25 protein-coding genes are annotated in these 25,146 nt (G+C 68.1%); 16 read left to right on the forward strand and 9 right to left on the reverse strand.

All coding sequences use genetic code 11. The features are described 5' to 3' along the window. Nucleotides 1-2: 2 nt before the first annotated feature. The 6 genes from K3U96_RS09685 to K3U96_RS09710 are packed head-to-tail and all read left to right on the forward strand — an operon-like array spanning nt 3 to nt 7,383. Nucleotides 3-1,190 carry an MCE family protein gene (locus K3U96_RS09685; RefSeq protein ID WP_220692848.1) on the forward strand — a complete coding sequence of 396 codons (1,188 nt, stop codon included), beginning with the start codon at nt 3-5 and terminating at the stop codon, nt 1,188-1,190. Further along, nucleotides 1,187-2,209 (forward strand): MCE family protein, encoded by a 1,023-nt coding sequence (locus K3U96_RS09690; protein ID WP_220692849.1) that lies wholly within the window; start codon nt 1,187-1,189, stop codon nt 2,207-2,209. Before K3U96_RS09685 ends, K3U96_RS09690 begins: the two co-directional genes overlap by 4 nt. Then, a complete protein-coding gene (locus K3U96_RS09695; RefSeq protein WP_220692850.1) occupies nt 2,209-3,291 on the forward strand; it encodes an MCE family protein in 1,083 nt (360 codons plus the stop codon). The genes K3U96_RS09690 and K3U96_RS09695 overlap by 1 nt, the downstream gene beginning before the upstream one ends. Next, nucleotides 3,288-4,721, forward strand: coding sequence for an MCE family protein (locus K3U96_RS09700; RefSeq protein WP_220692851.1), 1,434 nt, complete (start codon nt 3,288-3,290; stop codon nt 4,719-4,721). The genes K3U96_RS09695 and K3U96_RS09700 overlap by 4 nt, the downstream gene beginning before the upstream one ends. Further along, nucleotides 4,718-5,902 carry an MCE family protein gene (locus K3U96_RS09705; protein WP_220692852.1) on the forward strand — a complete coding sequence of 395 codons (1,185 nt, stop codon included), beginning with the start codon at nt 4,718-4,720 and terminating at the stop codon, nt 5,900-5,902. Before K3U96_RS09700 ends, K3U96_RS09705 begins: the two co-directional genes overlap by 4 nt. After that, nucleotides 5,902-7,383, forward strand: a complete 1,482-nt coding sequence (locus K3U96_RS09710) for an MCE family protein (RefSeq protein ID WP_220692853.1) — start codon at nt 5,902-5,904, stop codon at nt 7,381-7,383. Before K3U96_RS09705 ends, K3U96_RS09710 begins: the two co-directional genes overlap by 1 nt. Nucleotides 7,384-7,398: 15 nt before the next feature. Here K3U96_RS09710 and K3U96_RS09715 read toward each other — a convergent pair whose 3' ends face one another. Further along, complete coding sequence (locus K3U96_RS09715; RefSeq protein ID WP_372514970.1) at nt 7,399-7,920, reverse strand: Rv2253/PknI dimerization domain-containing protein; 522 nt, start codon at nt 7,918-7,920, stop codon at nt 7,399-7,401. A 194-nt stretch (nt 7,921-8,114) separates the two neighbouring features. Between K3U96_RS09715 and K3U96_RS09720 the strand changes: the two genes are divergently transcribed. Next, the gene (locus tag K3U96_RS09720) at nt 8,115-8,552 is read left to right on the forward strand and encodes a hypothetical protein (protein ID WP_220692854.1); all 438 of its coding nucleotides are present in this window, start codon (nt 8,115-8,117) and stop codon (nt 8,550-8,552) included. Nucleotides 8,553-9,657: 1,105 nt separating this feature from the next. On the opposite strand, the gene K3U96_RS09730 is transcribed toward K3U96_RS09720, so the two are convergent. Next, nucleotides 9,658-10,383: a hypothetical protein gene (locus tag K3U96_RS09730; RefSeq protein ID WP_230982409.1), complete on the reverse strand. Its 726-nt coding sequence runs from the start codon at nt 10,381-10,383 to the stop codon at nt 9,658-9,660. A gap of 158 nt (nt 10,384-10,541) precedes the next feature. On the opposite strand from K3U96_RS09730, the gene K3U96_RS09735 reads away from it, so the two are divergent. Genes K3U96_RS09735 through holA form a run of 3 tightly spaced genes read left to right on the forward strand, consistent with a single transcriptional unit; the run spans nt 10,542 to nt 13,887 of the window. Continuing rightward, a complete protein-coding gene (locus K3U96_RS09735; RefSeq protein ID WP_220692855.1) occupies nt 10,542-11,378 on the forward strand; it encodes a ComEA family DNA-binding protein in 837 nt (278 codons plus the stop codon). 5 nt (nt 11,379-11,383) lie between these two features. Next, nucleotides 11,384-12,928: a ComEC/Rec2 family competence protein gene (locus K3U96_RS09740; protein WP_220692856.1), complete on the forward strand. Its 1,545-nt coding sequence runs from the start codon at nt 11,384-11,386 to the stop codon at nt 12,926-12,928. Further along, a complete protein-coding gene (holA, locus tag K3U96_RS09745) occupies nt 12,925-13,887 on the forward strand; it encodes a DNA polymerase III subunit delta (protein WP_069403581.1) in 963 nt (320 codons plus the stop codon). The genes K3U96_RS09740 and holA overlap by 4 nt, the downstream gene beginning before the upstream one ends. Before the next feature lie 29 nt (nt 13,888-13,916). Here holA and rpsT read toward each other — a convergent pair whose 3' ends face one another. Both rpsT and K3U96_RS09755 read right to left on the reverse strand, forming a co-directional pair. After that, nucleotides 13,917-14,177: a 30S ribosomal protein S20 gene (gene rpsT, locus K3U96_RS09750; protein ID WP_069403580.1), complete on the reverse strand. Its 261-nt coding sequence runs from the start codon at nt 14,175-14,177 to the stop codon at nt 13,917-13,919. A 142-nt stretch (nt 14,178-14,319) separates the two neighbouring features. Next, nucleotides 14,320-15,177 carry a ribonuclease Z gene (locus tag K3U96_RS09755; RefSeq protein ID WP_220692857.1) on the reverse strand — a complete coding sequence of 286 codons (858 nt, stop codon included), beginning with the start codon at nt 15,175-15,177 and terminating at the stop codon, nt 14,320-14,322. Between the two features lie 243 nt (nt 15,178-15,420). Between K3U96_RS09755 and K3U96_RS09760 the strand changes: the two genes are divergently transcribed. Next, nucleotides 15,421-15,852 (forward strand): CBS domain-containing protein, encoded by a 432-nt coding sequence (locus tag K3U96_RS09760; protein WP_069403578.1) that lies wholly within the window; start codon nt 15,421-15,423, stop codon nt 15,850-15,852. Next, on the forward strand, nt 15,852-16,463 hold the full coding sequence (locus K3U96_RS09765) for a GNAT family N-acetyltransferase (protein WP_220692858.1): 612 nt from the start codon (nt 15,852-15,854) through the stop codon (nt 16,461-16,463). Before K3U96_RS09760 ends, K3U96_RS09765 begins: the two co-directional genes overlap by 1 nt. 18 nt (nt 16,464-16,481) lie before the next feature. Here the strand turns inward: K3U96_RS09765 and K3U96_RS09770 are convergent, their stop codons facing one another. After that, entirely contained in the window at nt 16,482-17,084 is a 603-nt protein-coding gene (locus K3U96_RS09770) for a type II toxin-antitoxin system PemK/MazF family toxin (protein ID WP_069403576.1), read from the reverse strand. Between the two features lie 38 nt (nt 17,085-17,122). On the opposite strand from K3U96_RS09770, the gene lepA reads away from it, so the two are divergent. Continuing rightward, entirely contained in the window at nt 17,123-19,027 is a 1,905-nt protein-coding gene (lepA, locus tag K3U96_RS09775) for a translation elongation factor 4 (RefSeq protein ID WP_230982495.1), read from the forward strand. Nucleotides 19,028-19,034: 7 nt separating this feature from the next. Further along, on the forward strand, nt 19,035-19,748 hold the full coding sequence (locus K3U96_RS09780) for a sensor domain-containing protein (protein WP_220692859.1): 714 nt from the start codon (nt 19,035-19,037) through the stop codon (nt 19,746-19,748). A 24-nt stretch (nt 19,749-19,772) separates the two neighbouring features. On the opposite strand, the gene epsC is transcribed toward K3U96_RS09780, so the two are convergent. From epsC to K3U96_RS09800, 4 genes are read right to left on the reverse strand one after another with little or no spacing between them, the layout of a single operon-like run. Continuing rightward, a complete protein-coding gene (gene epsC / locus K3U96_RS09785) occupies nt 19,773-20,357 on the reverse strand; it encodes a serine O-acetyltransferase EpsC (protein WP_069403574.1) in 585 nt (194 codons plus the stop codon). A gap of 7 nt (nt 20,358-20,364) precedes the next feature. After that, nucleotides 20,365-21,300 carry a cysteine synthase A gene (gene cysK / locus K3U96_RS09790; protein WP_220692860.1) on the reverse strand — a complete coding sequence of 312 codons (936 nt, stop codon included), beginning with the start codon at nt 21,298-21,300 and terminating at the stop codon, nt 20,365-20,367. Nucleotides 21,301-21,356: 56 nt separating this feature from the next. Continuing rightward, the gene (locus tag K3U96_RS09795) at nt 21,357-23,381 is read right to left on the reverse strand and encodes a glycoside hydrolase family 15 protein (RefSeq protein WP_069403572.1); all 2,025 of its coding nucleotides are present in this window, start codon (nt 23,379-23,381) and stop codon (nt 21,357-21,359) included. Nucleotides 23,382-23,439: 58 nt separating this feature from the next. After that, nucleotides 23,440-24,669 carry an FAD-dependent oxidoreductase gene (locus K3U96_RS09800; protein WP_220692861.1) on the reverse strand — a complete coding sequence of 410 codons (1,230 nt, stop codon included), beginning with the start codon at nt 24,667-24,669 and terminating at the stop codon, nt 23,440-23,442. 33 nt (nt 24,670-24,702) lie between these two features. Between K3U96_RS09800 and K3U96_RS09805 the strand changes: the two genes are divergently transcribed. Then, the gene (locus K3U96_RS09805) at nt 24,703-24,900 is read left to right on the forward strand and encodes a hypothetical protein (RefSeq protein ID WP_069403570.1); all 198 of its coding nucleotides are present in this window, start codon (nt 24,703-24,705) and stop codon (nt 24,898-24,900) included. 141 nt (nt 24,901-25,041) lie between these two features. Beyond that, nucleotides 25,042-25,134, forward strand: coding sequence for an Ms4533A family Cys-rich leader peptide (locus K3U96_RS27145; protein ID WP_350355536.1), 93 nt, complete (start codon nt 25,042-25,044; stop codon nt 25,132-25,134). Nucleotides 25,135-25,146 lie beyond the last annotated feature (12 nt).

Below are 25,146 nucleotides of genomic sequence, written 5' to 3' on the forward strand. Positions count from 1 at the left end.
CCATGAAATCTGGTGCACTACGCCCGCTGACCGGGCTGGCCATGATCATCGCGATCGCCTTGATCGTGACCCTGGCCATCACCTTGTTCCGCGGCGACTTCACCAAAACCGTGCCCATCACCATCATCTCCGAACGCGCCGGCCTGGTCATGAACCCCGACGCGCGGGTCAAGCTCAACGGTGCACAGGTCGGCACGGTGGCGTCGATCGACACCCTGCCCGACGGTAAGGCCGCCATCCACCTCGCGATGGAACCGTCAGCGCTGCAACTGATCCCGGCCAACGTGCGGGTGGACATCACGTCGTCGACCGTGTTCGGCGCGAAGTATGTCGCGCTGGTCCCACCGGATGATCCCGCACCCCAGTCGCTGCGGTCCGGACAGGTCCTCGACTCCGAGCACGTGACAGTCGAAATCAACACGATCTTCCAACAACTCGTTGCCGTGCTGGACAAGGTGGAACCCGCCAAGCTCAACGAGACGCTCGGCGCGATCGCGACTGGTCTGGACGGTCGCGGCGCGAAGTTCGGCCAGATGATGTCTGACCTGGACACGATGCTGGCCAAGATCAACCCCAGCCTGGATAACCTCGCCCACGACATAGCGGTGGCCCCCGAGGTGCTCGACGCTTATGCCGACGCGGCGCCCGATCTCGTCACGATCGCCGAACGCGCCACCCGCATGAGCGACACCATCGTGGAGAAGCAAAGCGATCTGGACACGTTGCTGCTCAGCACGATTGGGCTGGCCGAAATCGCCGGCGAGGTGGTGGCCACCAACCGGCGGGCGCTCACCGATGTCGCTGACCTGCTGGTGCCCACCACCGACCTGACAAACCAGTACAACGCCGCGCTGAACTGCGCCCTGGCCGGTATGGCGCCACTGGCCAAAGCCCCGCCGACACCGGTACCCGGTGTGCTGCTGCTGGATTCCTTCGTGCTGGGTTCCGAACGTTACCGTTACCCGGGCAACCTGCCCAAGGTCGCGGCCACCGGTGGGCCGCAGTGCGGGCGGCTACCCGACGTCGGGTACGAGACCCGGGCACCGTATGTCGTCACCGACATCGACGCCAACCGTGCGCAATACGGCAACCAGGGCATCCTGCTCAACTCCGATGCGCTCAAACAGGCGTTGTTCGGCCCGATCGACGGGCCGCCACGCAACACCGCCCAGATCGGGCAGCCGGGATGAGGCTTTTTGCCACCGCGCTCAAGTTCGGCGTGTTCGGGGGCGTCATGGTGCTGATGACCGCCGGTCTGTTCGCGGTCTTCAGCGAGTACCGATCGGGCACCGCCCACGGCTACTCCGCGGTGTTCACCGATGTGTCGAGCCTGGAACCGGGGGATTCGGTGCGGGTTTCGGGAATCCGGGTCGGCACCGTGACCGGCGTATCGCTGCAGACCGACCACAAGGTCCTCGTCGAGTTCGACGCCGACCCCGAGATCGTGCTCACCACGGGCACTAGGGCCGCGGTGCGTTACCTCAACCTGGTCGGCGACCGCTATCTCGAACTGCTCGACGGGCCTGGTTCTACCGAAATCCAGGCCGCCGGATCGCAAATACCGACCGAGCGCACCGACCCGGCGCTCGATCTGGACCTGCTGCTCGGTGGGCTCAAGCCGGTCATCCGGGGCCTCAACCCACAGGACGTCAACGCGCTGACCAGCTCGCTGATCCAGATCCTGCAGGGGCAGAGCAGCAACGTGGAGTCCCTTTTCGCCAAGACGGCATCTTTCACCAACGCGATCGCCGACAACGGTGAGACAGTGCAGCAGCTGGTCGACAACCTCAACGCGGTGATGACCACCGTCGCCAAGGACGGGGACAAGTTCTCCGGTGCCGTCGACCGCCTCGAACAGTTGATCACCGGCTTGGCCGCCGACCGCGATCCCATCGGCGAGGCGATCACCGCGCTCGACAACGGCACCGCGTCGCTGGCCGACCTGCTCAACCACGCGCGTCAACCGCTGGCAGGCAGCATCGACCAACTCAATCGGGTCGCTCCGTTGTTGGAGAAAGACGAACCGTTGCTCGACATTTCACTGCAGAAGCTCCCGGAGAACTACAAGAAGGTGGTGCGGCTGGGCGCCTACGGCAGCTTCTTGAATCAGTACCTTTGCGGAATCTCGGTGCGCGTCACCGATCTACAGGGTCGCACCGCGCACTTTCCCTGGATCATCCAGAACACCGGAAGGTGCGGGGAGCCCTGATGCTGAAATACCGCAAGGCGTCGCTTATCCGCACCGGCTTCATCGGCACGGTGTTGATCGTGCTGGTATGCGCGGTCGGGCTGCAACCGGAGCGGCTGCTCTCGATGGCGACGTCGATCAGATATCAGGCGCTGTTCGCCGAGGCCGGTGGGCTGACGGCGGGTAACGACGTGAAAGTGTCCGGCATGAAGGTCGGTTCGGTTTCGCGGGTCGCACTCAGCAAGGGCAAGGCGTTGGTCACCTTCACCGTCAACGCCACGGTGGCGCTGGGATCACAGACCACCGCTCACATCCGCACCGGGACCTTGCTCGGTGAGCGGATGATGACGCTGGAACCCGACGGCACCGAGAAGTTGCGTCCCTCCGATGTGATCCCACTGTCGCGGACCTCGTCGCCGTACTCGTTGACCGAGGCGGTCAGCGAGTTCACGGCGAACACCGCTACCACCGACACCGCGGCGCTGAACCGGTCGCTGGACACGTTGTCGGAGACGATCGAGCGGATCGCCCCGCAACTCGGGCCCACGTTCGACGGGCTGAGCCGGCTGTCACAGTCGCTGAACGGCCGCGACGAGACGCTGGGAAACCTGCTGAACAGCGCCGCCGACGTCACCGGTGTCCTCTCCGAACGCAGCCAGCAGCTCAACACGCTCATCCTCAACGCCAACGACTTCACGGGTGTGCTCGAGCAACGCAGGCACGCCATCGTGAACCTGCTCGCCCAAACATCAGCGGCGGCACAGCAATTGACCAACATCGTGCACGACAACGAAGCCGAACTCGCGCCCACCCTGGAGAAGCTGAACATGGTCTCCGACATGCTCGAGCGTAACCGCGACAACATCGCCAAAGCCTTGACGGGCCTGGCCAAGTACCAGGTCACCCAGGGTGAGGCGGTCAACAACGGCTTCTACTACAACGCGTTCGTCGGCAACCTCATCCCGGGACCGGCCCTGCAACCGTTCCTCGACTACCTGTGGGGCTTCAGACGCGGTGTCAACGCCGGCCAGCCTCCGGACAACGCCGGGCCCCGCGCCGAATTCCCGTTCCCGTACAACGGGATTCCCGGAGGATCACGATGAACCGCCGTAAGCGTCTGACCGTCGCGTTGTCGGCGGTACTGGCCGGGCTGCTGATCGCCGGTTCGGCGGTACTGGTCTACCAGAACTACCTCAGTCCCAAGACGATCACCGCGTACTTCACCTCGGCCACCGCCATCTATCCCGGCGACGAGGTGCGGGTTGCGGGAGTCAAGGTGGGCACCATCGAGGCCATCGAGCCTGTCGGAGCCGAGGCGAGGGTCACGCTGCGCGTCGATCGTGACGTGCCCGTGCCCGCCGACGCCCAGGCCGTCGTCGTCGCGCAGAACCTCGTCTCCGCACGCTACGTTCAGCTCACACCCGCCTACGAGACGAGCGGGCCGACGATGCCCGACGGCGCGGTGATCGGCGCCGACCGCACCGCCGTGCCCGTCGAGTGGGACGAGGTCAAGACCCAACTGATGCGCCTGGCAACGGAGTTGGGGCCCTCCGGCGATGTCTCGACGACCTCGATGGGACGTGTCATCGACAGCGCGGCCAGCGCGATGAACGGCAACGGAGAGAAGTTGCGCGAGACCATCACCCAACTCGCACAGGTGGGCCGCATCCTGGCCGACGGCAGCGCAGACATCGTCGACGTCATCAAGAACCTTCAGGTCTTCGTCGCCGCGTTGCGTGACAGCAACACTCAGATCGTGCAGTTCTCGGACCGGTTGGCCACCGTGAGCAGCCTCGTGGATGCCAGCAGGTCCGACCTCGACGCGGCACTGACCTACCTGTCGGAGGCCGTCGTCGAGGTGCAGCGATTCGTAGCCGGAAGCAGCGAGCAGACCGCCGAGCAGATATCCCGGTTGGCCAACGTGACACAGAACCTCGCCGACCGCCGCCTGGCCCTGGAGAACGTCCTGCACGCGGCGCCCAACGCGATCGCCAACGGCTACAACATCTACAACCCCGACACCGGGACGATGATCGGTGGGTTCGCCATGTCGAACTTCGCCAACCCGGTACAGCTGGTCTGCTCGTCGATCGGCGCGGTCAAGAACGCCACCGCATCAGAGACTTCCAGGCTCTGTGCGGAATACCTCGGCCCTGCGCTGCGTCTGCTCAACTTCAACTACCTGCCCATGCCGTTCAACGCCTACCTACAGAAATCGCCGAGCCCGGACAACCTGATCTACTCGGATCCCGACCTGGCGCCCGGCGGCGCAGGCGGCAGCCCGCTGCCGCCCGAACTCGCACCGGCGGTGTCGGCCTACACAGGTGCCGGCGACATGCCGCCCCCGGCGGGCTGGGACACCCCACCGGCTCCTCCGGGCGCCTATGCGCCGCACGGGTTGCCAGGACATCCCCAGCCCGCGCTGTATCCCGGGGCGCCCGTCCCGCCGGGAGTGCCCACGGCCGCGCCGTCAGGGCCGACGACCGTTTCGGACATGCTGCTTCCCGCGGAAGCGCAGGAGCCGCCATCATGACCGTCGGCAAGGCGCTTCGCCGCATGACCGTGCTCGCGTCCTGCGTCGTCCTGACCGCAACCGGATGTGCCTTCGAAGGGCTGAACTCACTGCCGCTTCCCGGTACCGTCGGGCACGGTCCCGACGCCTCCACCTACCGTGTGCTCGTCGCCAATGTCGGTTCGCTGGAGCCGAACTCACCGGTCATGATCGACGATGTCGTGGTCGGCAGCGTCGGCAAGATGCGGGTCGACAACTGGCACGCCGACGTGGAGATCTCTGTCGAACCCGGCGTCGCGATACCGGCCAATGCGGTGGCCACCGTCGGGCAGACGAGCCTGCTCGGCTCGATGCACTTGGCGCTAAACCCACCGTTGGGACAACCGGCCAGCGGCACGCTGCAACCAGGTGCGACCATCGGTCTGGACCGGTCCTCGACGTATCCGTCCACCGAACAGACCCTGGCCTCGCTGTCCGTCGTGGTCAACGGCGGGGGCCTTGGCCAGGTGGGCGACATCGTCAGGGAGTTCAACGCCGCGCTCAACGGCCGCGAGAGCCAGATCAGAAGCCTGCTGACCCGGCTGAACGACTTCGTCGGCATGCTCGACACCCAACGTGACGACATCAACGCGTCGATCGCGGCGATGGACCGGATGGCCACCACGTTCGCCGGCCAGCGAGACGTGATCACCGCTGCGCTGCACCGGATTCCGCCCGCGCTGGACGTCTTGGTCACAGAGCGGCCGCGCATCACCGAAGCCCTCGACAAACTCCGCCAATTCAGCGACACCGCCACCGGACTGATCAACGACTCCCAAGCCGATCTTGTCCGCAACCTCGAGAACCTCGAGCCGACGTTGCGGGCCCTCGCCGACGTCGGACCCGACCTGGGCACGGTGCTGTCGTACGCGCCGACCTTCCCCTACACGCAGAGCTTCATCGACCGCGCGATCCGAGGCGACTACATGAACCAGTTCATCGTGTTCGACTTCACCATCCCGCGGCTCAAGCGGGGATTGTTCCTGGGCACCCGGTGGGGCCAGGAGGGCGCCCCGATGGTCCCCGCACCCGGAGATCCATGGTACCTGGCCTACACCTACGACCCGCTCAAGGCGCCCATCACCGCCACCCCCACCGAAGTCGCCGAGTTGCCACCGTTGGCGGTGTCGCCGACCGGTGCGGTCCCCGAGGGCGGCAGCTGATGCTCACCCGTTTCGTCCGGAATCAGTTGATCGTCTTCACGGTCGCCTCCGTCGTCGGCATCTCGGTGATGTTGTTCAGCTACATGCAGGTACCGACGCTGCTGGGAATCGGCCGCATCACGGTGAAGCTGGAGTTGGCCGGCACCGGCGGGCTTTACCGGTTCGCCAACGTCACCTATCGCGGCGTACAGGTCGGCAAGGTGATGGATGTGCAGCCCACCCGCGACGGTGCCGTCGCCACCCTGTCGCTGGGTACGTCACCGAGAATCCCGGCAAGCTCGCACGCCTACGTGCGCAGCGTCTCGGCAGTCGGGGAACAGTACGTCGATCTGACGCCCGCCAATGCCGACGGGCCCTACCTGGCAGACGGATCGGTCATCGCCAAGGAGAACACGTCTGTGCCGCAGGCCGTCGGCCCCATGCTCGATCAGGTCAGCGCCCTGCTGGACAGTGTGCCCAAGGACAAGATCAGCGCGCTGCTCGACGAAACGTTCAAGGGCCTCGACGGTGCCGCCTACGACATCGGATCGCTGATGGACTCGTCGGCGACGGTGGTCGCCGAGACCGACGCCGTCGCCGATCGCGCCCGATCGTTGATCGACGACAGCCGCCCGTTGCTCGACGGCCAGGCGCAGTCCGCGGACAGCATCCGAACGTGGGCGCGCAGCGTGGCGGGCATCACCGACCAGCTCGCCGCCAACGATGCGCAGATACGCACGGTGCTGGACGCCGGACCCGGCGCCGCCGACGAGGCGTCCCAGCTGTTCAACCGCGTCAAGGCCACGCTGCCGGTGCTGTTGGCCAACCTCACCACGATCGGCAAGGTCGGCGTCACCTATCACGCGTCCCTGGAACAACTGCTGGTGCTGTTCCCGCCCTACGTCGCCGCCACCCAGACGGTCGGCGTCTCGAGAAACAACCCGACCGGAATGGCGTTGGGAGACTTCACCATGGTGATGAACGATCCACCGGCATGCACCGTCGGGTTCCTGCCGCCGAGCATGTGGCGGTCGCCCGAGGACACCACCGTCGTCGACACCCCCGACGGGCTGTATTGCAAGCTTCCGCAGGACTCGCCGATCGGCGTTCGCGGTGCTCGCAACTACCCCTGCATGGGTCAGCCGGGAAAGCGGGCCCCCACGGTGGAGATCTGTGAAAGTGACCGGCCTTTCGAGCCGCTGGCAATGCGCCAACACGCCACCGGCCCGTACCCCATCGACCCGAACCTGATCGCCCAAGGCGTGGCCCCCGACGACCGGGTCGACTTCGGTGACCGGATCTTCGGGCCGGTCGAGGGCACCCCGGCGCCCGCACCGGCCCCGCCGGCGCCCGAACCCGCAGGACCCTCCGTTGCGGTGGCGACCTACGATCCGCAGACGGGTCAGTACGCCACACCCGACGGAAAGGTGTTCCGCCAGGGCGACCTGGTTACGCCGGCCGGCCCTCGGCCGTGGCAGGATCTGTTCGCCACCGGACCATGACGGTCGGCGGATCGCTCAACCGCCGACCTTGACCAGCTTGAACGGCATGCTGATGAACACCGGCTTGCTCACCCCGCAGGCGCCGCTGACGCCCGTGGTCTGGTCTTCACCCGCCAACGTCGTCGACGCGGGGTCGGTTTGGCTGCCGTCCTCCACGACCGGCACGAAGCGGAACACCTGAAGCCCGGGCGCCCCCGTGCCGTCCGGGCACGGCACCCAGTTCTCCACGGTGTGCTTGACGTACCAGATGCCGCCGGTCTTGTAAATCGGTGCGGTCCAACCGAAGTCGCTGACCACAGTGCCCGTGCATTCGGTCGGGTAACTGCAGACCGTCGAGATCGTCCAGGTGCTGCGCAAGCTGGCTTCATCGCGAAACTTGTCGTTGGTCTTGGCCCATTCACCGTTCGACGTCGCGGTGTAGGTGCCGTTGAGGCCCCAGTCGTCCTCGGACGCGTGGGCGGTAGCCGCGAATCCGCCCGCCGTGAGTCCCAGCGCCACCGCCGCCGCGCACCCCACCAGTTCGGAGATCCCCAACACACACTCCTCACCGCGGCGGCCCGGCCAGGTAACCAAACCTAGCGGTGGTGCCGATGGCGGTGCGCACCGTCGTCCGCTGAGCGGGACGACCCGAGGGCAGGCGATGCGCTGTCCCGCCTGCAGGGACAACCCTTAAAGGGGGTGCCCGCAATCGGTGAGGATCACTGCAGACCACCACGAGTCCGGAGACCGCCATGAAAGCCGCACTGCTCGCCATCGCGTGCACTGTCATCGCACTGTCATCGCCGGGGACTGCGGCGGCCGACACGCCTTACGGCAACTTCGAACTGCACATCGACGGCCGATACGACTTCCACACCTGGCTGTGGGTGATCTCGCGCTGCGGGAACGAAAAGTGCGTCGAGGTCCAGGCGGTGCCGCAACCCAACGCCAAGGCATTTCCGTACCGGGGAACCGCGCAGCTGGCAGACGGCCGGTACACGATGACCGTCGACGTGCCGGACGGGTTACGCTGCGGCAACGTCTATTACGGTCCGGTCATCGCCACCCGTGACGTCTATTCCTGGGACGCGACGACGCGGTCGGGCACGCTTGAATCCTCCTTCGCGGCGGGTTGCGACGGTGCGCCGGGCGGCACGTTCACCTACCCGTTCCGCCTCGTACGGCTGTAGGCATTCGAACTTTTCGGTCCCCCCAGCCGTGACCTAGAGGTCCGGTCGCTACCAAAAAGGGGGTCGAGATGCCGGGTCGACTTCAATCGGGTCTGCTTGCCGCCGTCACCGCCGTGGGTGTCGTCGCGCCGACGGCGGTCATCCCCGCCGAGCCGGCGGTGGCAACGCCGCGCACCGAGGTCCACGACGTACGTCTCGCCGCGACCGCCCCACCCCTTGGCGCGATACCGCTGGCGTTCATCGGCAACCAGCTTCAGTACTGCAGCCTCATCTGCCCCCACGTCGTCGACGGGCTGATCACGGTGCCGATCGCGCTGGCAATTACCCCGGTCACGTTTCTTGGCGCCCTCGGCGCGACGGGATCACCGCTGCGGGCGCTCGGCGCTGCCGCGGCTTCGGTGACCGGACCGGCGAACGCCGCGGCGACGGGCATCATCGAAAACGATGTCTTCCGGGTGGTGCCGAAGGCGTTCAACAACCTTGAGGTCACCGTGGTCGAGCTGTTCGACGTCGCTTCGGCGGCGCTGCGGCCCGGTGATCTGCTGCACGAAGTCGACGCCGCGCGGACGAGCATTCTGGCCGCTCTCAACCAGCCGCTGCCGCCGCCCGCGCCGACCGAAACCGGCGCAAGGACGCTGCCACAGGTGCTCGCGGTCGAGACGATCAGGGTTCTCGCGGCCATCGCGTTTCAGGCAGGCGAGATCCTGCTGCTGGGAACCGTGCAGGCCGTCGACACCGCCGCCCAGGAACTGGCCGTGTCCGGCGACCCGTCCGCAGCGATCGCAGCGGGCACCGCGCAAGCAGCCGACGCCGTGGCCGTCGCCGCCGGCATCGTCGGCGACGCGGCCAAGACCGCTGTCACCAACGTGCGCGCCGCGGTCGCCGACCCGTTTGCACGCACCGCGTCGACGCTGCGTCCCGGCCCTGCCGAGCTGCCGGCCGCCGAACCCGCCAGCGAGCCGGCGACCACCCAAACATCGCGTCCCGCAGCGACTTCGGATACCCACCACACCCAGCTGCACCGCCCGAAATTAGGTAGGTTCGCGCAGATACCCAAGCGGGCAGCGGACCTCGGCCGGCACCACGATGCGCCCGCCGCTTCGGATCAGCTCTCGTCGGCGGACTCCTCGGTTTCTCCGGCGGGCCGGTCGGCACGCTCCGGGGCGTGGTCGGGTCGCTCCGACGGCCCGGATTCCACCGACGACGGATCGTCCAGGGACAGCGCGACGCCGAGCGCGGCGAAGAACACGACGAACAACGACCCGCCGAGATAGACGTTCATCGGTCCGCCCGGTGAGATGAAGCTGCCCGGCGGGCCGATGATCGTGATCGTCTCGATCAACTGCTCGACGGTGAACACCGCGGCCGCGATCCCCAGCCAGCGTGGAAACCGGTCTTCGTTGGCCGCCAAGAGAATTGGTACCGCGACCATGATGTTGGCGAAGGTGAGCATCGGCGCGGACATCGCCACGATGTCACCGATCGTGCGGGCCGTCGCCGAACCGAGCTGAGCGGGGTTCAGCGCGAACCCGGCGGTGAACCACGTCGCGACGGCGATCTGGGCCAGCACCAGCGCCGAGCCGATCGTGAACACGTAACCGGCGGGGCCGGTCAGCCGGTCACGGGCGTGGCCGAACACCACCACCAGCGCCAGCGACCCGAACGCCACCAACAGCGCGTGCACCCGCATCGTGGCCGAATGTTCGTTGACATAGGAGACGATGTCCAAGCCGGGCCGGTCGATGCCCGGCATGCTCGGACCCGTCACCAGCGCGAGGGCGAAGAGCACGCCGAACGCGATGCCGGCGATCATCGGTGTACGACGATCCATTGTTGCGCTCCCTACGTGCCGTGGCGACGCGGTGGCGCGGGCGCCGGCGGACAAGCGTCAACCACACCGTATCCACAAACGCGATTTCATCCACAGCCTCTGCGGCGTGTCACCGCACAAGACGAAATCGGTCGGCGCCGCGGCCTACCTTTCAGCGCATGCGAACCGAATTGCCGGCCGAGCGTCTGCAGCGTCGGTTGGGCGCCGAGACCGAGCCCGATGCCGACGACGGCCAGCCGCCGGGTGAGGCGCCCCAACCCGACACGCTGTTGTCGCGATGGCTTCCCGACACCAACACCGGCGGCGCCGCCAGCTGGATCGCCGGGGTGCGCGCGGACCCCGGCCGGGCCGGTGTCGTGGCACTGGCCGTAGTGGGCATCGTTGCGGTGCTGGTGACGGTGTTCGCCATCGTCCGTGACCGGCCACCGCCGGTGATGTCGGCGAACTTACCTCCGGTGCAGATGGTTTCGTCGGGCAGCCCGACACCGAGCGACGCCCCGCCGGGGCCCGCGCAGCCGGTCGTCGTCAGCGTGGTCGGGTTGGTGCACAAACCGGGTCTGGTCACGCTGGACCCGGGTGCGCGGATCGCTGACGCGCTGGGAGCCGCCGGGGGACCGCTCGACGGTGCTGATCTGCTCGGGCTGAACATGGCCAGGCGTGTCACCGACGGTGAGCAGATCATCGTCGGCATCGCACCGGCTCCCGGTGAACCGGCCGCGATGGGCAGCTCGGTCACCGCAGACACCGGCGCGACCGCGTCCACCGGCGCATCAGCACCCGCGCAGGGCACCGCGGCCCCCGGCGCTCTCGTGGATCTCAACTCCGCGACCGTCGAACAGCTCGACACGTTGCCCGGAATCGGGCCGGTGACCGCATCGGCCATCGTGGCGTGGCGCGACGCCAACGGACCGTTCAGCAGCGTCGACCAGCTCGGTGACGTGGACGGCATCGGTCCAGCGCGGCTGGAGAAGCTTCGTGAACTCGTGCGTGTGTGACCCCCATGGAAGTCGGCGCATTCCGGCTCGACCTGCGCCTGGTGCCCGCGGCGCTGACCAGCTGGGCCGTGACGGCGGCCGGAATCCTCTGGCACGTCACCGGTTTGTTCGTGGCGGTGATCGCGGCGGTGGCGCTGACCGCCGCGGCGGGGTGGTTCGGTGAGCGCCGCCGCGGCACCGACGCCGACGGCTGGGCCGTGCGCGCCGGCCTCGCCGCGGTCGCCGTCGTCGGCGCGACGTTCGCGATCGCGATCGGGTTGCGGGTCGACGCCCTGCAGCATCATCCGGTCACGCAGCGCTACGGCACGGTCGCCGCCGTCGTCGTGACGGCGAGTGAGAGCCCACGCGTGCTTGGCGGTAACCGGGCGATGTTCCGCGGATCGCTGGTGGCGGTTGACGGACGCGAGATGACCGGCGGGGTGGTCGTTTTCGCCTCGGCGGTCTCGGTCGCCGACCTGTCGGCGGGACAACCCGCCGGGTTCCGTGCGCGCATCGGCCGGCCGACGCGCCGCGATTTGTCCGTTGCGGTGCTTTCGGCCGGTGGAGAACTGTCGCTGGGACAAGCGTCGCCGGTCCACCGGGCCGCACACCGGATTCGGCGCGGGTTCGCCGACGCCGCGCGGCACGTGCTGCCCGCCGATCAGGCGGCGATGCTGCCCGCGCTGGTGTTGGGCGACACCTCGGCGGTGACCGCGCAGACGACCGCCGAGTTCCGGGCATCCGGGTTGACGCATTTGACCGCGGTGTCGGGCGCCAACGTCACCATCGTCTGCGGTGCTGTGCTGTTGACCGCGGGGCTGATCGGACCGCGGACGGCCGTCGTGTTGGCCGCGGCGGTGCTGGTGGCGTTCGTCGTCGTGGTGCAACCGTCGGCCAGCGTGCTGCGGGCGGCGGTGATGGGCGGGATCACGCTGTTGGCGTTGCTGTCCCACCGCAGGCGGCAGGCGATGCCGGCGTTGGCGGCCAGCGTGCTGGTGCTGATGGTCGCCTCCCCGGAACTGGCCGTCGACGTCGGGTTCGCGCTGTCGGTGTCGGCGACGGCGGCCCTCGTCGTGCTGGCTCCGCACTGGTCGCGGCGACTCGTCGGACGCGGCTGGCCCAAGCCGCTGGCCGACGCGGTGACGGTGGCCGTCGCCGCGCAGTTGGTCACCGCGCCACTGGTGGCCGGCATCTCGGGCCGGTTCAGCCTGGTCGCCGTCGTCGCGAACCTGGCTGCGGCCGCGGTGATCCCACCGATCACCGTGATCGGCACCGCGGCGGCCGCACTCGGTGGGCTCTGGCCGCCCGCGACCCACCTGCTGATCCGGTTCACCGGGCCCGAGCTGTGGTGGTTGTTGAAGGTGGCGCACTGGGCCGCCGCGGTCCCCGGCGCGTCGCTGCCGGTGCCCTCGGGTCTGCTCGGGGTGTCGACGATCGCGGCGGCAGGCGGTGTCGCCGTGTTGGCGTGGCGGTGGCGCTGGGTGCGGCTCGCGGTGTGCGCGGCCGCGATCTGCCTGCTCGCGTGGACGGTGTCGGGGCTGTCGGGCGGGCATGACACGATCGGGGAGTGAGCCAAGAGGATTCGCGCCTGCACCTGGTCCTGGGTGACGAGGAGCTGCTGGTCGAACGCGCCGTGGCCGCCGTGCTGCGGGCCGCCCGTAAGAGCGCAGGCACCGACGACGTCCCGGTCGATCGGCTGCGCGCCGGTGAGGTCAGCACCAGCGAACTGGCCGAGCTGCTCAGCCCGTCGTTGTTCGCCGACGAGCGGGTGGTGGTGTTGGAGTCGGCGGGCGAGGCGGGCAAGGACGCGGTCGCCGTCATCGCCGCGGCCGCGGCGGACCTGCCGCCGGGCACCATGCTCGTCGTCGTGCATTCCGGCGGTGGCCGCGCCAAGGCCCTCGCGGATCAACTCAAAAAGCTGGGGGCCCAAGAGCATTTATGCGCCCGGATCACCAAGCCGCGTGAGCGCGCCGACTTCGTGCGCGCGGAGTTCCGCGCGTTGAAGATGAAGGTCGACGACGACACCGTCACCGCCGTGCTCGACGCTGTCGGCTCGGACATCCGCGAGCTGGCATCGGCGTGCTCACAGTTGGTCGCCGACACCGACGGCGCGGTCAACGCCGCGGCGGTGCGCCGCTACCACTCAGGCAAAGCCGAGGTGAAGGGTTTCGACATCGCCGACAAGGCCGTCCTCGGCGACGTCGCGGGGGCCGCCGAGGCGCTGCGGTGGGCGATGATGAGCGGCGAACCGCAGGTGGTGCTGGCCGACGCGTTGGCCGAGGCCGTGCACACGATCGCGCGGGTGGCTCCGCTGTCCGGAGATCCCTACCGGCTGGCCTCGGAGTTGGGGATGCCGCCGTGGCGGGTGCAGAAGGCGCAGAAGCAGGCCCGTCGGTGGTCGCGTGCATCGGTGGCCGAGGCGATGCGGCTCGTCGCGGCGCTCAACGCCGACGTCAAGGGTGCGGCAGCCGACGCGAACTACGCGTTGGAATCGACGGTGCGCAAAGTCGCCGAACTCGCGGCGGACTAGAAAGATAAAGATAAGGAAAGCGGCGCGGCTCAGAGCTTGTTGAGCGCGCGGGCCAGCGCCGACTTGCGGTTGGCGGCCTGGTTCTTGTGGATGACACCCTTGCTGGCGGCCTTGTCGAGCTGGCGGCTGGTCGACAGCAGCAGCTCGCCGGCCTTCTCCTTGTCGCCGGACTCCACAGCCGCCCGGAACCCGCGCACCGCGGTGTGAAGCGACGACTTCACCGACTTGTTGCGCAGCCTGCGCTTCTCGTTGGTGCGGTTGCGCTTCATCTGCGACTTGATGTTGGCCACGCGGATAGTCCTTCGTAAGTCTCGACGGGATGGGGCAAGTAAGTGGGCGCCCGAACAAGGGCAGCGACTGCTCAGGGTACCAGCGAGCCCCCCGATCTCCCAAAGCGAGGGACGCTGGCCTGCCGGTATGGGCCCGGTGGTGTCAGCCGGGCTGGGCGCCGACGCCCGGGTGCACTTCGACCCGGTGCAGGTCGTCGCCCAACTCGATCTGCCGGTCGAACGCCGTCGCGGCCAGCGCCCGCCACTGGTCTTCCTGACCAGGCTCGATGGCAGGCACGTAGTGGGTGAGGATGAGGATGCCCACCCCGGCGCGCGTCGCGGTGGCCGCCGCCTCCTCGACCGAGGAGTGGTAGTCGCAGATGTCGCGGATCCGCTGCATCGGCATCGCGTCGATCAGATCCTTGCGGATCACCGTGTGCACCAACGCGCCCGCCCCGGCGGCCAGCTTGTCGAGGCTTTCACACGGGACGGTGTCGCCGGCCAGCACCACCGAGGCGCCGGCGTGTTCGACGCGGAAACCGATCGTCGGGGCCACGGGCCGGTGATCGGTCGGCGCGGCGGTGATCGTGACGCCGTCGCGGTCCCACACCACCCCTTCGGTGTATTCGTGCACCTCCAGCGGGGGCGGCGTCTTCAGGTCGTCGTGGTGGGCGATCCGGTAGCCGATGTCGAAGCCGAACGCCTTCAGCGTGGCGTCGACGACCTCGGCGGTGCCGGGCGGGCCGATGATCGGAAACGGGGGCTGTTCGGGGGTGAACGTGGTGACCCAGCGGCTGATGATGATGTCGCCGAGATCGGCGATGTGGTCGCTGTGCAGGTGGGTCAGCAGCAGCGCGGTCAGCCCGTTGGCGCCGGCACCGGCGGCCGTCATCCGCTGCTGCACCCCGCGGCCGCAGTCGATGAGGAACGTCTGCCCGCCTGCCCGCACGAGCGTCGACGGGCCCGCGCGATTGGCGTCGGGAATCGGGCTACCAGTTCCGAGCAGCGTCACCTCGATCATGGCCCCACATATACCGGACCGCAGCGGCAAAAGTGCGGTCGTAGCGAAATCGGTTGCGCTGACTGATGACTCGTGCCCGCACCGGACGACGGCGCCGCACGGTGCGCGCTCGAGCGGTCCGTCGGGGCTGCGCCGTCCGGGGGCAGCGGTGCCGCGGTTCTGGGACACCGATGCCAAAACCTCCCGCGTTTGGCCCCGCAGACCTAGCCTGGTGTGAGGAAGATCACTGAAACGGAGGCATCGATGCGGATCGCGGACGTATTGCGCAACAAGGGTGCGTCGGTGGCGACCATTACCCCGGAGACTTCGATCGCCGGGCTGCTGACCGAGTTGAGCGTGCGGAACATCGGCGCGATGGTGGTGGTCGCCCCGGATGGTTTGGCCGGCATCGTGTCCGAACGCGATGTCGTGCGTGCACTGCAGAAAAAGGGCGGTGAGCTGCTCACCCGCCCGGTGTCGGAGATCATGTCCACGCTCGTGGCGACCTGCTCGCCGAACGACTCCGTGGACAGCCTGAGCGCGTTGATGACCACCAACCGGGTGCGTCACGTTCCGGTGATGGAAAACGGTCGACTGGCCGGGATTGTTAGCATCGGCGACGTGGTCAAGACGCGGATGGAGGAACTCGAGGCGCAACAGGAGCACTTGGAGGCCTACATCACCCAGGGCGGCTGATGCCGAGCGTCCTCGACGTTCGTCCACCGCACAAGGCCGATATCCGGTCGCTGGCTCGCACCTTGGGCCGAGCCTTCTACACCGACCCCCTGATGACGTGGCTGCTGCCCGACGACAGCCGCCGCACCAAGGGGTTGACGCGCATGTTCGCGGCGATGACCCGTTACCACTTTCTGGCCGGCGGAGGCGTCGAGGTCGCGCTCGGATCCGACGGCATCGGCGCGGCGGCGCTGTGGGATCCGCCGGGCCGGTGGCAGCAGTCGCCGCTGCAGGAGTTGCGGATGATGCCCAGCTTCATGCTCGCGATGGGCACCGCGGCGGGCCGGGGTCGCCAGATCAGCGAGCTGATGAAGAAGCACCATCCCGAAGAGCCGCACTGGTATCTGGGCGTGATCGGCAGCGATCCGACCGTGCGCGGCGGCGGGTTCGGGCACGCCTTGATGCAGTCCCGGCTGGAACGGGTGGACGCCGAGCATGCGCCGGCTTACCTGGAGTCCAGCAACCCCGACAACGTGCCCTACTATCAGCGGTTCGGCTTCGAGGTCACCGGCGAGATCACGGTGCCCGACGGCGGGCCGACGATGTGGCCCATGTGGCGCCAACCGCGATAGGTCGGCGCCGAGGAGAAGTCAGCTCCAGGAGTACTCGGCGCGCAGCCGGGTGGCGACCAGCTCGAACTTCTCGCGTTCGAGGATCGCCCCTTCGCGGCGGATGCCTTCCTCGGGCACGTCGAGCACCCGGTCCAGCCGCACCCAGCTCTGCCTGTTCTCGTAGTCCCAGGTGCCGCTGCCGATCGCGACCCAGTTCGGGTCGTCGCGATGGTGGTCCTGGCTGGAGAGCATCAGCCCGAGCAGGGTGGCGCGGTCCCGGCCGACCACCAGCACCGGACGGTCCTTACCCTGGTTCGGATCGTCCTCGTAGACCACCCAGGTCCACACGATCTCGCCGGGGTCGGCGCGGCCGTCCAGGTCGGGGGCATAGACCAGCTTGCGGGCGCGATGCGTGGTCGGCACGAAATTGCGGCTGACCGGCCGGCCTGTGGTGAGGGCAGGAACGCGCTCGTCGACGGGGCCCGCGATGGCATCCCAGCCGATCTTGATGCCCTGCTGGATACCGCGCTGCAGCGTCTGGGAATTCTGCAGTTGACGGACGAACTTGGGCGCCTCGTTGAACACCAAATTCTCGGCAAACCTCTGAAAGGTTTTCCACGGCGGAGCCATATTGCCGAGCATATGTGAAGTCGCCTGGCCGCGATTGTGCCGACCGGCGCCTGCCTGGATACCCTGATAGCACACATAGTCCGCTTCACCAGGAGATTCCCATCAGCAGCTTCGCCGACCAGACCTTCACCGCGCCGGCGCAGATTCGAAACTTCTGCATCATCGCCCACATCGACCACGGCAAGTCGACGCTGGCCGACCGGATGCTGCAACTCACCGGCGTCGTCGACGACCGCACGATGCGCGCGCAGTACCTGGACCGGATGGACATCGAACGTGAGCGCGGCATCACGATCAAGGCCCAGAACGTCCGGCTGCCTTGGACGGTGCAGGGGCAACAGGGCGACCAGCAATACGTGCTGCACCTGATCGACACCCCCGGCCACGTCGACTTCACCTACGAGGTGTCGCGGGCGTTGGAGGCGTGCGAAGGCGCGGTGCTGCTCGTGGACGCCGCCCAGGGCATCGAGGCGCAGACACTGGCCAACCTCTACCTGGCGCTCGACCGCGACCTGGCGATCATCCCGGTGCTCAACAAGATCGACCTGCCCGCCGCCGACCCGGACCGCTATGCCGCGGAGATCGCCCACATCATCGGCTGTGAACCCGGCGACGTGCTGCGGGTCTCGGGCAAAACCGGCGATGGTGTCCCCGACCTGCTCGACCACATCGTGCGCGAGGTGCCTGCCCCCACCGGCGACGCCGACGCCCCGGCACGAGCGATGATCTTCGACTCGGTCTACGACACCTACCGCGGTGTGGTGACCTACGTCCGCGTCGTCGACGGCAGGATCGTCCCACGCGAGCGGATCAAGATGATGTCCACCGGCGCCGTCCACGAACTCCTCGAGGTCGGCATCGTGTCCCCGGAACCCAAGCCGTCCGACGGCCTGGGCGTCGGGGAGGTCGGCTACCTGATCACCGGGGTCAAAGACGTGCGGCAGTCCAAGGTCGGTGACACCGTGACGACCGCACGTAACGGCGCCGTGGAGGCGCTGACCGGCTACCGCGAACCCAAGCCGATGGTGTACTCGGGGCTGTATCCGGTCGACGGCTCGGACTACCCGGATCTGCGTGACGCGCTGGACCGCCTGCAACTCAACGACGCCGCGCTGACGTGGGAGCCGGAGACCTCGGTGGCGCTGGGATTCGGTTTCCGCTGCGGCTTTCTGGGCCTGCTGCACATGGAGATCACCCGCGAGCGCCTCGAGCGAGAGTTCAACCTGGACCTCATCTCCACCTCACCCAACGTCGTGTATCGGGTGGTGACCGAAGACGGTGCGGAGATGGTGGTGACCAACCCGTCGGACTGGCCGGGCGGCAAGATGCGCGCCGTCTATGAGCCCGTCGTCAAGACGACGATCATCGCGCCCAGCGAGTTCATCGGCGCGATCATGGAACTGTGCCAGTCGCGCCGCGGCGAGTTGGGCGGCATGGACTACCTGTCGCCCGAACGCGTCGAGTTGCGGTACACGATGCCGTTGGGCGAGATCATCTTCGACTTCTTCGACTCGCTGAAATCACGTACCCGCGGCTACGCCAGCCTGGACTACGAAGAGGCCGGCGAGCAGGAAGCCGACCTGGTCAAGGTCGACATCCTGCTGCAGGGTGAGCCCGTCGACGCGTTCAGCGCGATCGTGCACAAGGACTCGGCGTACGCCTACGGCAACAAGATGACGACCAAGCTCAAGGAGCTCATCCCGCGTCAGCAGTTCGAAGTTCCGGTGCAGGCGGCGATCGGGTCGAAGATCATCGCCCGCGAAAACATCCGCGCGATCCGCAAAGACGTGCTATCGAAGTGCTACGGCGGTGACATCACCCGTAAGCGCAAGCTGCTGGAGAAGCAGAAGGAAGGCAAGAAGCGGATGAAGACGATCGGTCGGGTCGAGGTGCCGCAGGAGGCGTTCGTCGCCGCCCTGTCCACCGACTCGGCTGCCGACAAGGCCAAGAAGTAGGCCGTCGATGCGCTCGCGCGGGTGGACCGTCGGTGCGCTGAGCGCCTGTGTGCTGCTTGCCGGTTGTTCGAGCCAGGTCGCCGACCCGCCCGCGCTGCGTATCGCCGAGGTCGTCAAGCCGTCGCCGGTGCGTGCGCTCGCCCAGGTGCTGCCCAGCGGCGACGAACTGGCCACGATGCTGGGCATCGCCGGTTTCCTGGGGCAGCTCGTCGATGGCGGCCCCGACCTGCTGCTGCAGAGCGTCGGGGAGGCCGAGGCGACCCCCGCGGAGTGCGTGGGCACCGGCTACCGGCTGCAGAAGGTCGTCTACGGGGCCGGTTCGGTGCGCACCGTGGCCAGCCAGTCGTGGGCGGGTGGGGACGCCAACGGCCCGTCGTCGTCGGGATTCTTCGGCGTCGTCCAGTTCGCCACCCCCGACGACGCCCAGCAGTTCTTCGCCGCCGCGGCCGACGAATGGCACCGCTGCAACGGGCAGACGTTGGTGCTGCAACGCCCCGGCTCGCACACCTCCGCCGCCAGCAGGATCACCGGGGTGACCGTCGACCACAACACCGTGTCGGCCGTCGTGATGCACGACGGCGGCTCGACGGTTCAGCGCGCGCTGGGGGTGGCATCGGATTGCGTTGTGGACGTGGAGATCTCCGACGTGGCCGGGCCCGACCCGATGGGCGCGCACGACGCGGTCTCGGTCGCCAACCTGATGTTGCAGAAGATCGACTGACCGGCTTCCGCCGCCCGCCGACCCTCAGATATACATCGCCGGATCGATGTAGCAGGTGGGGTCGACGGCCTGCTCGCGTTCCTGATCGGTGCGGTGCCGCACGACCGCCGGTATGCCGGTCGCGATCGAATCCGGCGGAACATCGCGGGTGACAACGGCGTTGGCGCCGATCGCGCTGTCGTCGCCGACCGTGAGCGGCCCCAGCACCTTGGCGCCGGCGCCGATCGTGACCCGGTTGCCGACCGTGGGGTGGCGCTTGACCTGTTTGAGGGTGCGCCCACCCAGCGTCACCCCGTGGTAGAGCATCACGTCGTCGCCGATCTCGGCGGTCTCGCCGATCACCACGCCCATGCCGTGGTCGATGAAGAAGCGCCTGCCGATGGTGGCGCCCGGGTGGATCTCGACACCGGTCAGCGCCCGGACCATCTGCATCAGCACGCGCGCCGGTCCACGCAGCCGCGGCCGTGCCCACATCCGGTGCGCCACCCGGTGCGCCCAGATCGCGTGCAGACCGGAGTACACCAGCGCGTTCTCCAGATCTCCGCGCGCGGCGGGATCGTGGGCACGGGCGTTTCTCAGGTCCTCTCGCAGGGTGGCGAGCAGCGCCATGACGGTCTCAGTCCCGGATGTGCTCGAACAGCGGCGTGGACACGTAGCGTTCGCCGAAGTCGGGGATGACCACCACGATCATCTTCCCGGCGTTCTCCGGCCGGTTGGCCAACTCGAGCGCGGCCCACACATTGGCGCCCGCCGAGATGCCGCCCAGGATGCCCTCCTGGGTGGCCAGGGCGCGTGCGACCGTGATCGCGTCGTCGAACCCGGCGTCGATGATCTCGTCGTAGACGCCGCGGTCGAGCACCTCGGGGATGAAGTTGGCCCCGATGCCCTGGATCTTGTGCGGGCCGGGGTCACCGCCGTTGAGGATCGGGGAGTCCAGCGGTTCGACACCGACGATCTTCACGTCGGGCTTGTGGGACTTGAGCAGCCGGCCGACACCGGTCAGTGTGCCGCCGGTGCCGATCCCGGCGACGAAGATGTCGACCGCGCCGTCGGTGTCGGCCCACACCTCCTCGCCGGTGGTGCGCTCGTGGATGTCGGGGTTGGCGGGGTTGGCGAATTGGTCTGCGGCCACCGCGTTCTGGGTCTCGGAGATGATGTGTTTGGCGCGGGCGACGGCGCCGGCCATACCCTCGGCGCCGGGTGTCAGGACGATTTCGGCGCCGAAGGCCCGCAGCATCACCCGGCGTTCGGTCGACATGGTGTCCGGCATGGTCAGGATCACCCGGTAGCCGCGGGCCGCGCCCACCATCGCCAACGCGATACCGGTGTTTCCGCTGGTGGCCTCCACGATGGTGCCGCCCGGCCGCAGCGCCCCGGCGGCCTCGGCCGCGTCGATGATCGCCACCCCGATCCGGTCCTTGACGCTGTTGGCCGGGTTGTAGAACTCGAGTTTGGCCAGCACCTGGGCCTGCAAACCCTCGGTGATGCGGTTGAGCCGGACCAGCGGGGTCCGACCCACGATCTCGCTGACGTCGTGATAGATGTTGCCCATGCCGCCCTTTGGTCGAGCCCGTTCGTCAGACCGAGAGTAGCGGTAAGGCGCCTCTGCTACATCGGCGCGTTGGCGGGCACGAACCCGCCGGAGTTGTCGGCCTCTTCCTCGGCGCGGATCACGTGCACCACGGCGTTGATCAACGCCAGGTGGGTGAAGGCCTGCGGGAAGTTACCCAGATGGCGGCCGGTGCGCGGCTCGATCTCCTCGGCGTAGAGGTGCAGCGGGCTGGCGAACGACAGCAGCCGCTCACACAGGTGCTTGGCCCGGTGCAGCTCACCGATCTCCACCAACGCCGACACCAGCCAGAACGAGCAGATCGTGAACGTGCCCTCCTCGCCGGCAAGCCCGTCGTCGGTCTCCTCGACGCGGTAGCGCAGCACCAGCCCTTCCTCGGTCAGCTCGTCGGCGATCGCCAGCACGGTGGCCCGCACCCGCGGGTCGTCGGAGGGCAGGAACCGGGTCAGCACCGCCAACAGCAGCGACGCGTCCAGCGCGTCGTGGCCGTAGCGCTGGGTGAGCACCCCGCGGGAGTCCACACCGTTCTTGAGCACGTCGGCCTTGATCTCCTCGGCGATGGCGCGCCACTGCTGGGCGTAGGACTTCTCACCCTGCAGTTCGGCGAGTTTGGACCCGCGGTCCAGCGCCACCCAGCACATGATCTTGCTGGAGGTGAAGTGCTGCGGTTCACCGCGCACCTCCCAGATGCCGCGGTCCGGCTGGCGCCAGTGCTTGATGGCCTCTTCGACCTGTTGTTTGAGGACCGGCCACAGCGTGTCGGAGATCTGCTCGCGCGACTTCGCGTGCAGGTACACCGAATCCAGCATGGTGCCCCAGATGTCGTGCTGCATCTGGTTGTACGCCCCGTTGCCGATGCGCACCGGGCGCGCGCCGTCGTAGCCGGACAGGTGGTGCAGTTCCTCCTCGACCAGCGTGCGCTCACCGCCGACGGCGTACATCACCTGAAGCGGGTGCCGTTCACCGTTGTTCGCCCCGGACACGTCGGCGATGAACGCGAAGAAGTCGTCGGCCTCGCGGTCAAGACCCAACGTGTACAGACCCCACAGCGCGAACGTCGAGTCGCGCACCCAGGCGTAGCGGTAATCCCAGTTCCGTTCGCCCTGAGGGGTTTCGGGCAGCGACGTGGTCGGCGCCGCCAGCAGCGCGCCGGTCGGGGAGTACGTGAGCCCCTTCAGCGTCAACGCGCTGCGCTGCAGGTAGGCCCGCCACGGGTGGTCGGGGAAGTTCCCGATGTTGATCCACTGCCGCCACGCCTCGCTGGTCTGCCACATCTTGTCGGCGGCTTCGTCGTAGTTCTGTGGTGCCGGATGCTTGGACCACGACAGCGCGACGAACGCGTTGTCGCCCTCCTTCATCCGGGTGCGGGCGCGGGCCTCGTGACCTTCCAGGCCCAGCCGCAGGTTGGTGGTCAGCCGCATCGTCGGATGCGCATCGGGGTCGCGGCGCGCGCGGGCGATCGCCTCGCCGTAGGCCTGGGCCGAGTACTCCCACGTGGCCGGGATGCGGTGGTAGTCGAAGGCCGGTTCGCAGTTCATCACCAACTCGACCGTCCCGCTGACGCAGCGCACCGTGCGCAGCAGGATGTGCTCGGCGTCCCAGTCCATCGGGGTGCGCCGGTGGGTGCGCGACCGGGCATCCAGGTCGTGCCACGGCCCCATCACCAGCGCGTCGCGCACGATCAGCCACCCCGTGTGGGTCTGCCAGGTGGTCTCCAGGATCAGGCTGCCCGGCAGATACCGGCGCGCCGAGGGTACCGACACCCCGTACGGGCCCAGCCGGAAGTGGCCGGCGCCGCGGTCCAGGATCGCGCCGAACACGCTGGGGGAGTCCGGGCGCGGAACACACAGCCATTCCACCGACCCCGCCGACGAGATCAGGCAGGTGTTCTCGCAGTCGGACAAGAACGCGTAGTCGGCGATCGGGGGAAAGGAGTTCCGCAACGTCGCCGTCGGCGCGTAGGGCATCGGCCCAGTCATCGTCAACGAGACGTTGGACTCAGTGGTGAGGTCGGGCTGTGCCTGCGGGGACCCGTCGGACGGCTCGATCTGTGGCAGAACCATGCCGACATCATCGACTGCCGACCTGCCCGCCGTCCACCGAATCGTTTCCCGCGCGGTTTCAGCGGCGTGCGAATTCGGGCACATGTTCGGGCAGCGGGCCGATCGCCACCCCGTAGGCCGCGACCCTGCGCAGCAGCGACGAGCGCGCGGCCAGCCGGACCATAAGCGGGGGTCGGGCCGGGCCGCTGGAGCCCACCGCGACGGCGATCACCCGCGCGTGGATCACCCGCTGCACGGCCTGGATCAGTGCCGCGGGCACCCACCGCCGGATCTGCACCCGGGCCAGCTGCCTGGTCGAGACCCTGCCGGTGCGCAGCGGGCCGGCCAGGACGCGCGCGGCGGCCACCGCGTCGGCCACCGCGAGGTTGATCCCGACCCCGCCGACCGGTGACATCGCGTGCGCGGCGTCCCCGATCAGCAACAATCCGTCGGTGTACCAGCGGTGCAGCCGGTTGAGCGCCACGTTGAGCAGCTTGACGTCGTCCATCGACGTCAACGCCGCGGTGTGCGGGGCCAGCCACGGCACCAGGGCCACCACGTCGCGGCGCAGCCTCTCGACGCCTTCGGCGCGCAGTTCACCGTCGCGGCCCTTGGGGATGACGTAGGCGCACTGGTAGTAGTCGCCGCGGTCGATGACGATCTGGGCGTGGCCGGCGCCGAGCACCCCGGCCAGGCCGTGCGGGTCGCCGGCGTTGCGCGGCAGCCGGAACCACCACACGTCCATCGGCGCGCCGAAGTTCTTGGGCGTCAGCCCCATCGCCGACCGCAACGTCGAGGACCGGCCGTCGCAGGCGACGGTCAGCGCCGCGTGCATCGCGCGCACCGCGCCGTCGGGGGTGCGGTAGCGCACCCCGACCATGGTGCGGCCGCGCACGATCGGCCCGAGCACCTCGGTGCTGCGCAACAGCGTGAACGTCGGCTCCTTCTCGGCCGCCGACGCCAACAGCTCCAAGAAATCCCACTGCGGGACCAGCGCGATGTGTTTGTGCGGCCCCGGGATTCGACGCAGATCCATCGTCACCTCGGTGCCCTGCACGTCCATGGTCAACCGGTCGATCTCGCGGTGCGGCATCCGGTCGAACTGCTCGCCGAGACCGAGTTCGTCGAGCAACCGCAGGGTGCTGGCATGCACGGTGTCGCCGCGGAAGTCACGCAGGAAGTCGGGGTGCTTTTCCATCACCGTGACGTCCACGCCGGCGCGGGCCAGCAGCAGCCCGAGCATGATTCCGGCGGGGCCGCCGCCGGCGACGAGGCAGGTGGTGCGGTCGCTGCGGTGGTCGTCCGGCACGGCGCAAATCTTGCCATCACCTACCCTGGCCTGGTGGACGGCTTCCTCAATTGGTGGGACGGCGTTGAGCTGTGGCTCACCGGGCTGCCGTTCGTTGCCCAGACCGCGGTGGTGATGCCGGTGGTGCTGGCGCTGGCGTTCGGGGTTGCGGTGGTGCTCGACGGCGCGCTGGGCAACAGCATTCGGTTGGTGCGCCGGGCGCGCCATCTTGACCTGGACGACGACCGATGAGGAGGGCGGCATGCCACGTTCGCGGGTGACGTTGGTGCTGGTCTTCCTGGTGGTGTTGGTGCTCGTCACGTGGCTGGTGACGCGTCAGGGCGGTTGAGCCCACGCCGCGCACAATCGGCTGGTTCTGTTATTCTTCGCGCCATGCGTACGGCAACCGGCAACAAGGACGGCCATGTGTTGGCCCTCATTGCCGTGGGTTTCACCGCTGTCGCTGATGTCTGCTGTTGTTGCTGACTCCAATCCCGT

The sequence above is a fragment of the Mycolicibacterium holsaticum DSM 44478 = JCM 12374 genome (assembly GCF_019645835.1).
In the GTDB taxonomy this organism is placed as follows: domain Bacteria; phylum Actinomycetota; class Actinomycetes; order Mycobacteriales; family Mycobacteriaceae; genus Mycobacterium; species Mycobacterium holsaticum.

What these genes read in the sequence shown, in the direction of transcription:
- K3U96_RS09700 (WP_220692851.1), top strand. Translation starts at nt 3,288, where the DNA reads ATGAACCGCCGTAAGCGTCTGACCGTCGCGTTGTCGGCGGTACTGGCC.
- K3U96_RS09755 (WP_220692857.1), bottom strand. Translation starts at nt 15,177, where the DNA reads ATGATCGAGGTGACGCTGCTCGGAACTGGTAGCCCGATTCCCGACGCC.
- K3U96_RS09740 (WP_220692856.1), top strand. Translation starts at nt 11,384, where the DNA reads ATGGAAGTCGGCGCATTCCGGCTCGACCTGCGCCTGGTGCCCGCGGCG.
- K3U96_RS09795 (WP_069403572.1), bottom strand. Translation starts at nt 23,381, where the DNA reads ATGGTTCTGCCACAGATCGAGCCGTCCGACGGGTCCCCGCAGGCACAG.
- K3U96_RS09690 (WP_220692849.1), top strand. Translation starts at nt 1,187, where the DNA reads ATGAGGCTTTTTGCCACCGCGCTCAAGTTCGGCGTGTTCGGGGGCGTC.
- K3U96_RS09765 (WP_220692858.1), top strand. Translation starts at nt 15,852, where the DNA reads ATGCCGAGCGTCCTCGACGTTCGTCCACCGCACAAGGCCGATATCCGG.
- K3U96_RS27145 (WP_350355536.1), top strand. Translation starts at nt 25,042, where the DNA reads ATGCGTACGGCAACCGGCAACAAGGACGGCCATGTGTTGGCCCTCATT.
- K3U96_RS09705 (WP_220692852.1), top strand. Translation starts at nt 4,718, where the DNA reads ATGACCGTCGGCAAGGCGCTTCGCCGCATGACCGTGCTCGCGTCCTGC.
- K3U96_RS09760 (WP_069403578.1), top strand. Translation starts at nt 15,421, where the DNA reads ATGCGGATCGCGGACGTATTGCGCAACAAGGGTGCGTCGGTGGCGACC.
- K3U96_RS09735 (WP_220692855.1), top strand. Translation starts at nt 10,542, where the DNA reads ATGCGAACCGAATTGCCGGCCGAGCGTCTGCAGCGTCGGTTGGGCGCC.
- epsC (WP_069403574.1), bottom strand. Translation starts at nt 20,357, where the DNA reads ATGGCGCTGCTCGCCACCCTGCGAGAGGACCTGAGAAACGCCCGTGCC.
- K3U96_RS09730 (WP_230982409.1), bottom strand. Translation starts at nt 10,383, where the DNA reads ATGGATCGTCGTACACCGATGATCGCCGGCATCGCGTTCGGCGTGCTC.
- cysK (WP_220692860.1), bottom strand. Translation starts at nt 21,300, where the DNA reads ATGGGCAACATCTATCACGACGTCAGCGAGATCGTGGGTCGGACCCCG.
- K3U96_RS09780 (WP_220692859.1), top strand. Translation starts at nt 19,035, where the DNA reads ATGCGCTCGCGCGGGTGGACCGTCGGTGCGCTGAGCGCCTGTGTGCTG.
- K3U96_RS09710 (WP_220692853.1), top strand. Translation starts at nt 5,902, where the DNA reads ATGCTCACCCGTTTCGTCCGGAATCAGTTGATCGTCTTCACGGTCGCC.
- K3U96_RS09685 (WP_220692848.1), top strand. Translation starts at nt 3, where the DNA reads ATGAAATCTGGTGCACTACGCCCGCTGACCGGGCTGGCCATGATCATC.
- K3U96_RS09695 (WP_220692850.1), top strand. Translation starts at nt 2,209, where the DNA reads ATGCTGAAATACCGCAAGGCGTCGCTTATCCGCACCGGCTTCATCGGC.
- K3U96_RS09720 (WP_220692854.1), top strand. Translation starts at nt 8,115, where the DNA reads ATGAAAGCCGCACTGCTCGCCATCGCGTGCACTGTCATCGCACTGTCA.
- K3U96_RS09770 (WP_069403576.1), bottom strand. Translation starts at nt 17,084, where the DNA reads ATGCTCGGCAATATGGCTCCGCCGTGGAAAACCTTTCAGAGGTTTGCC.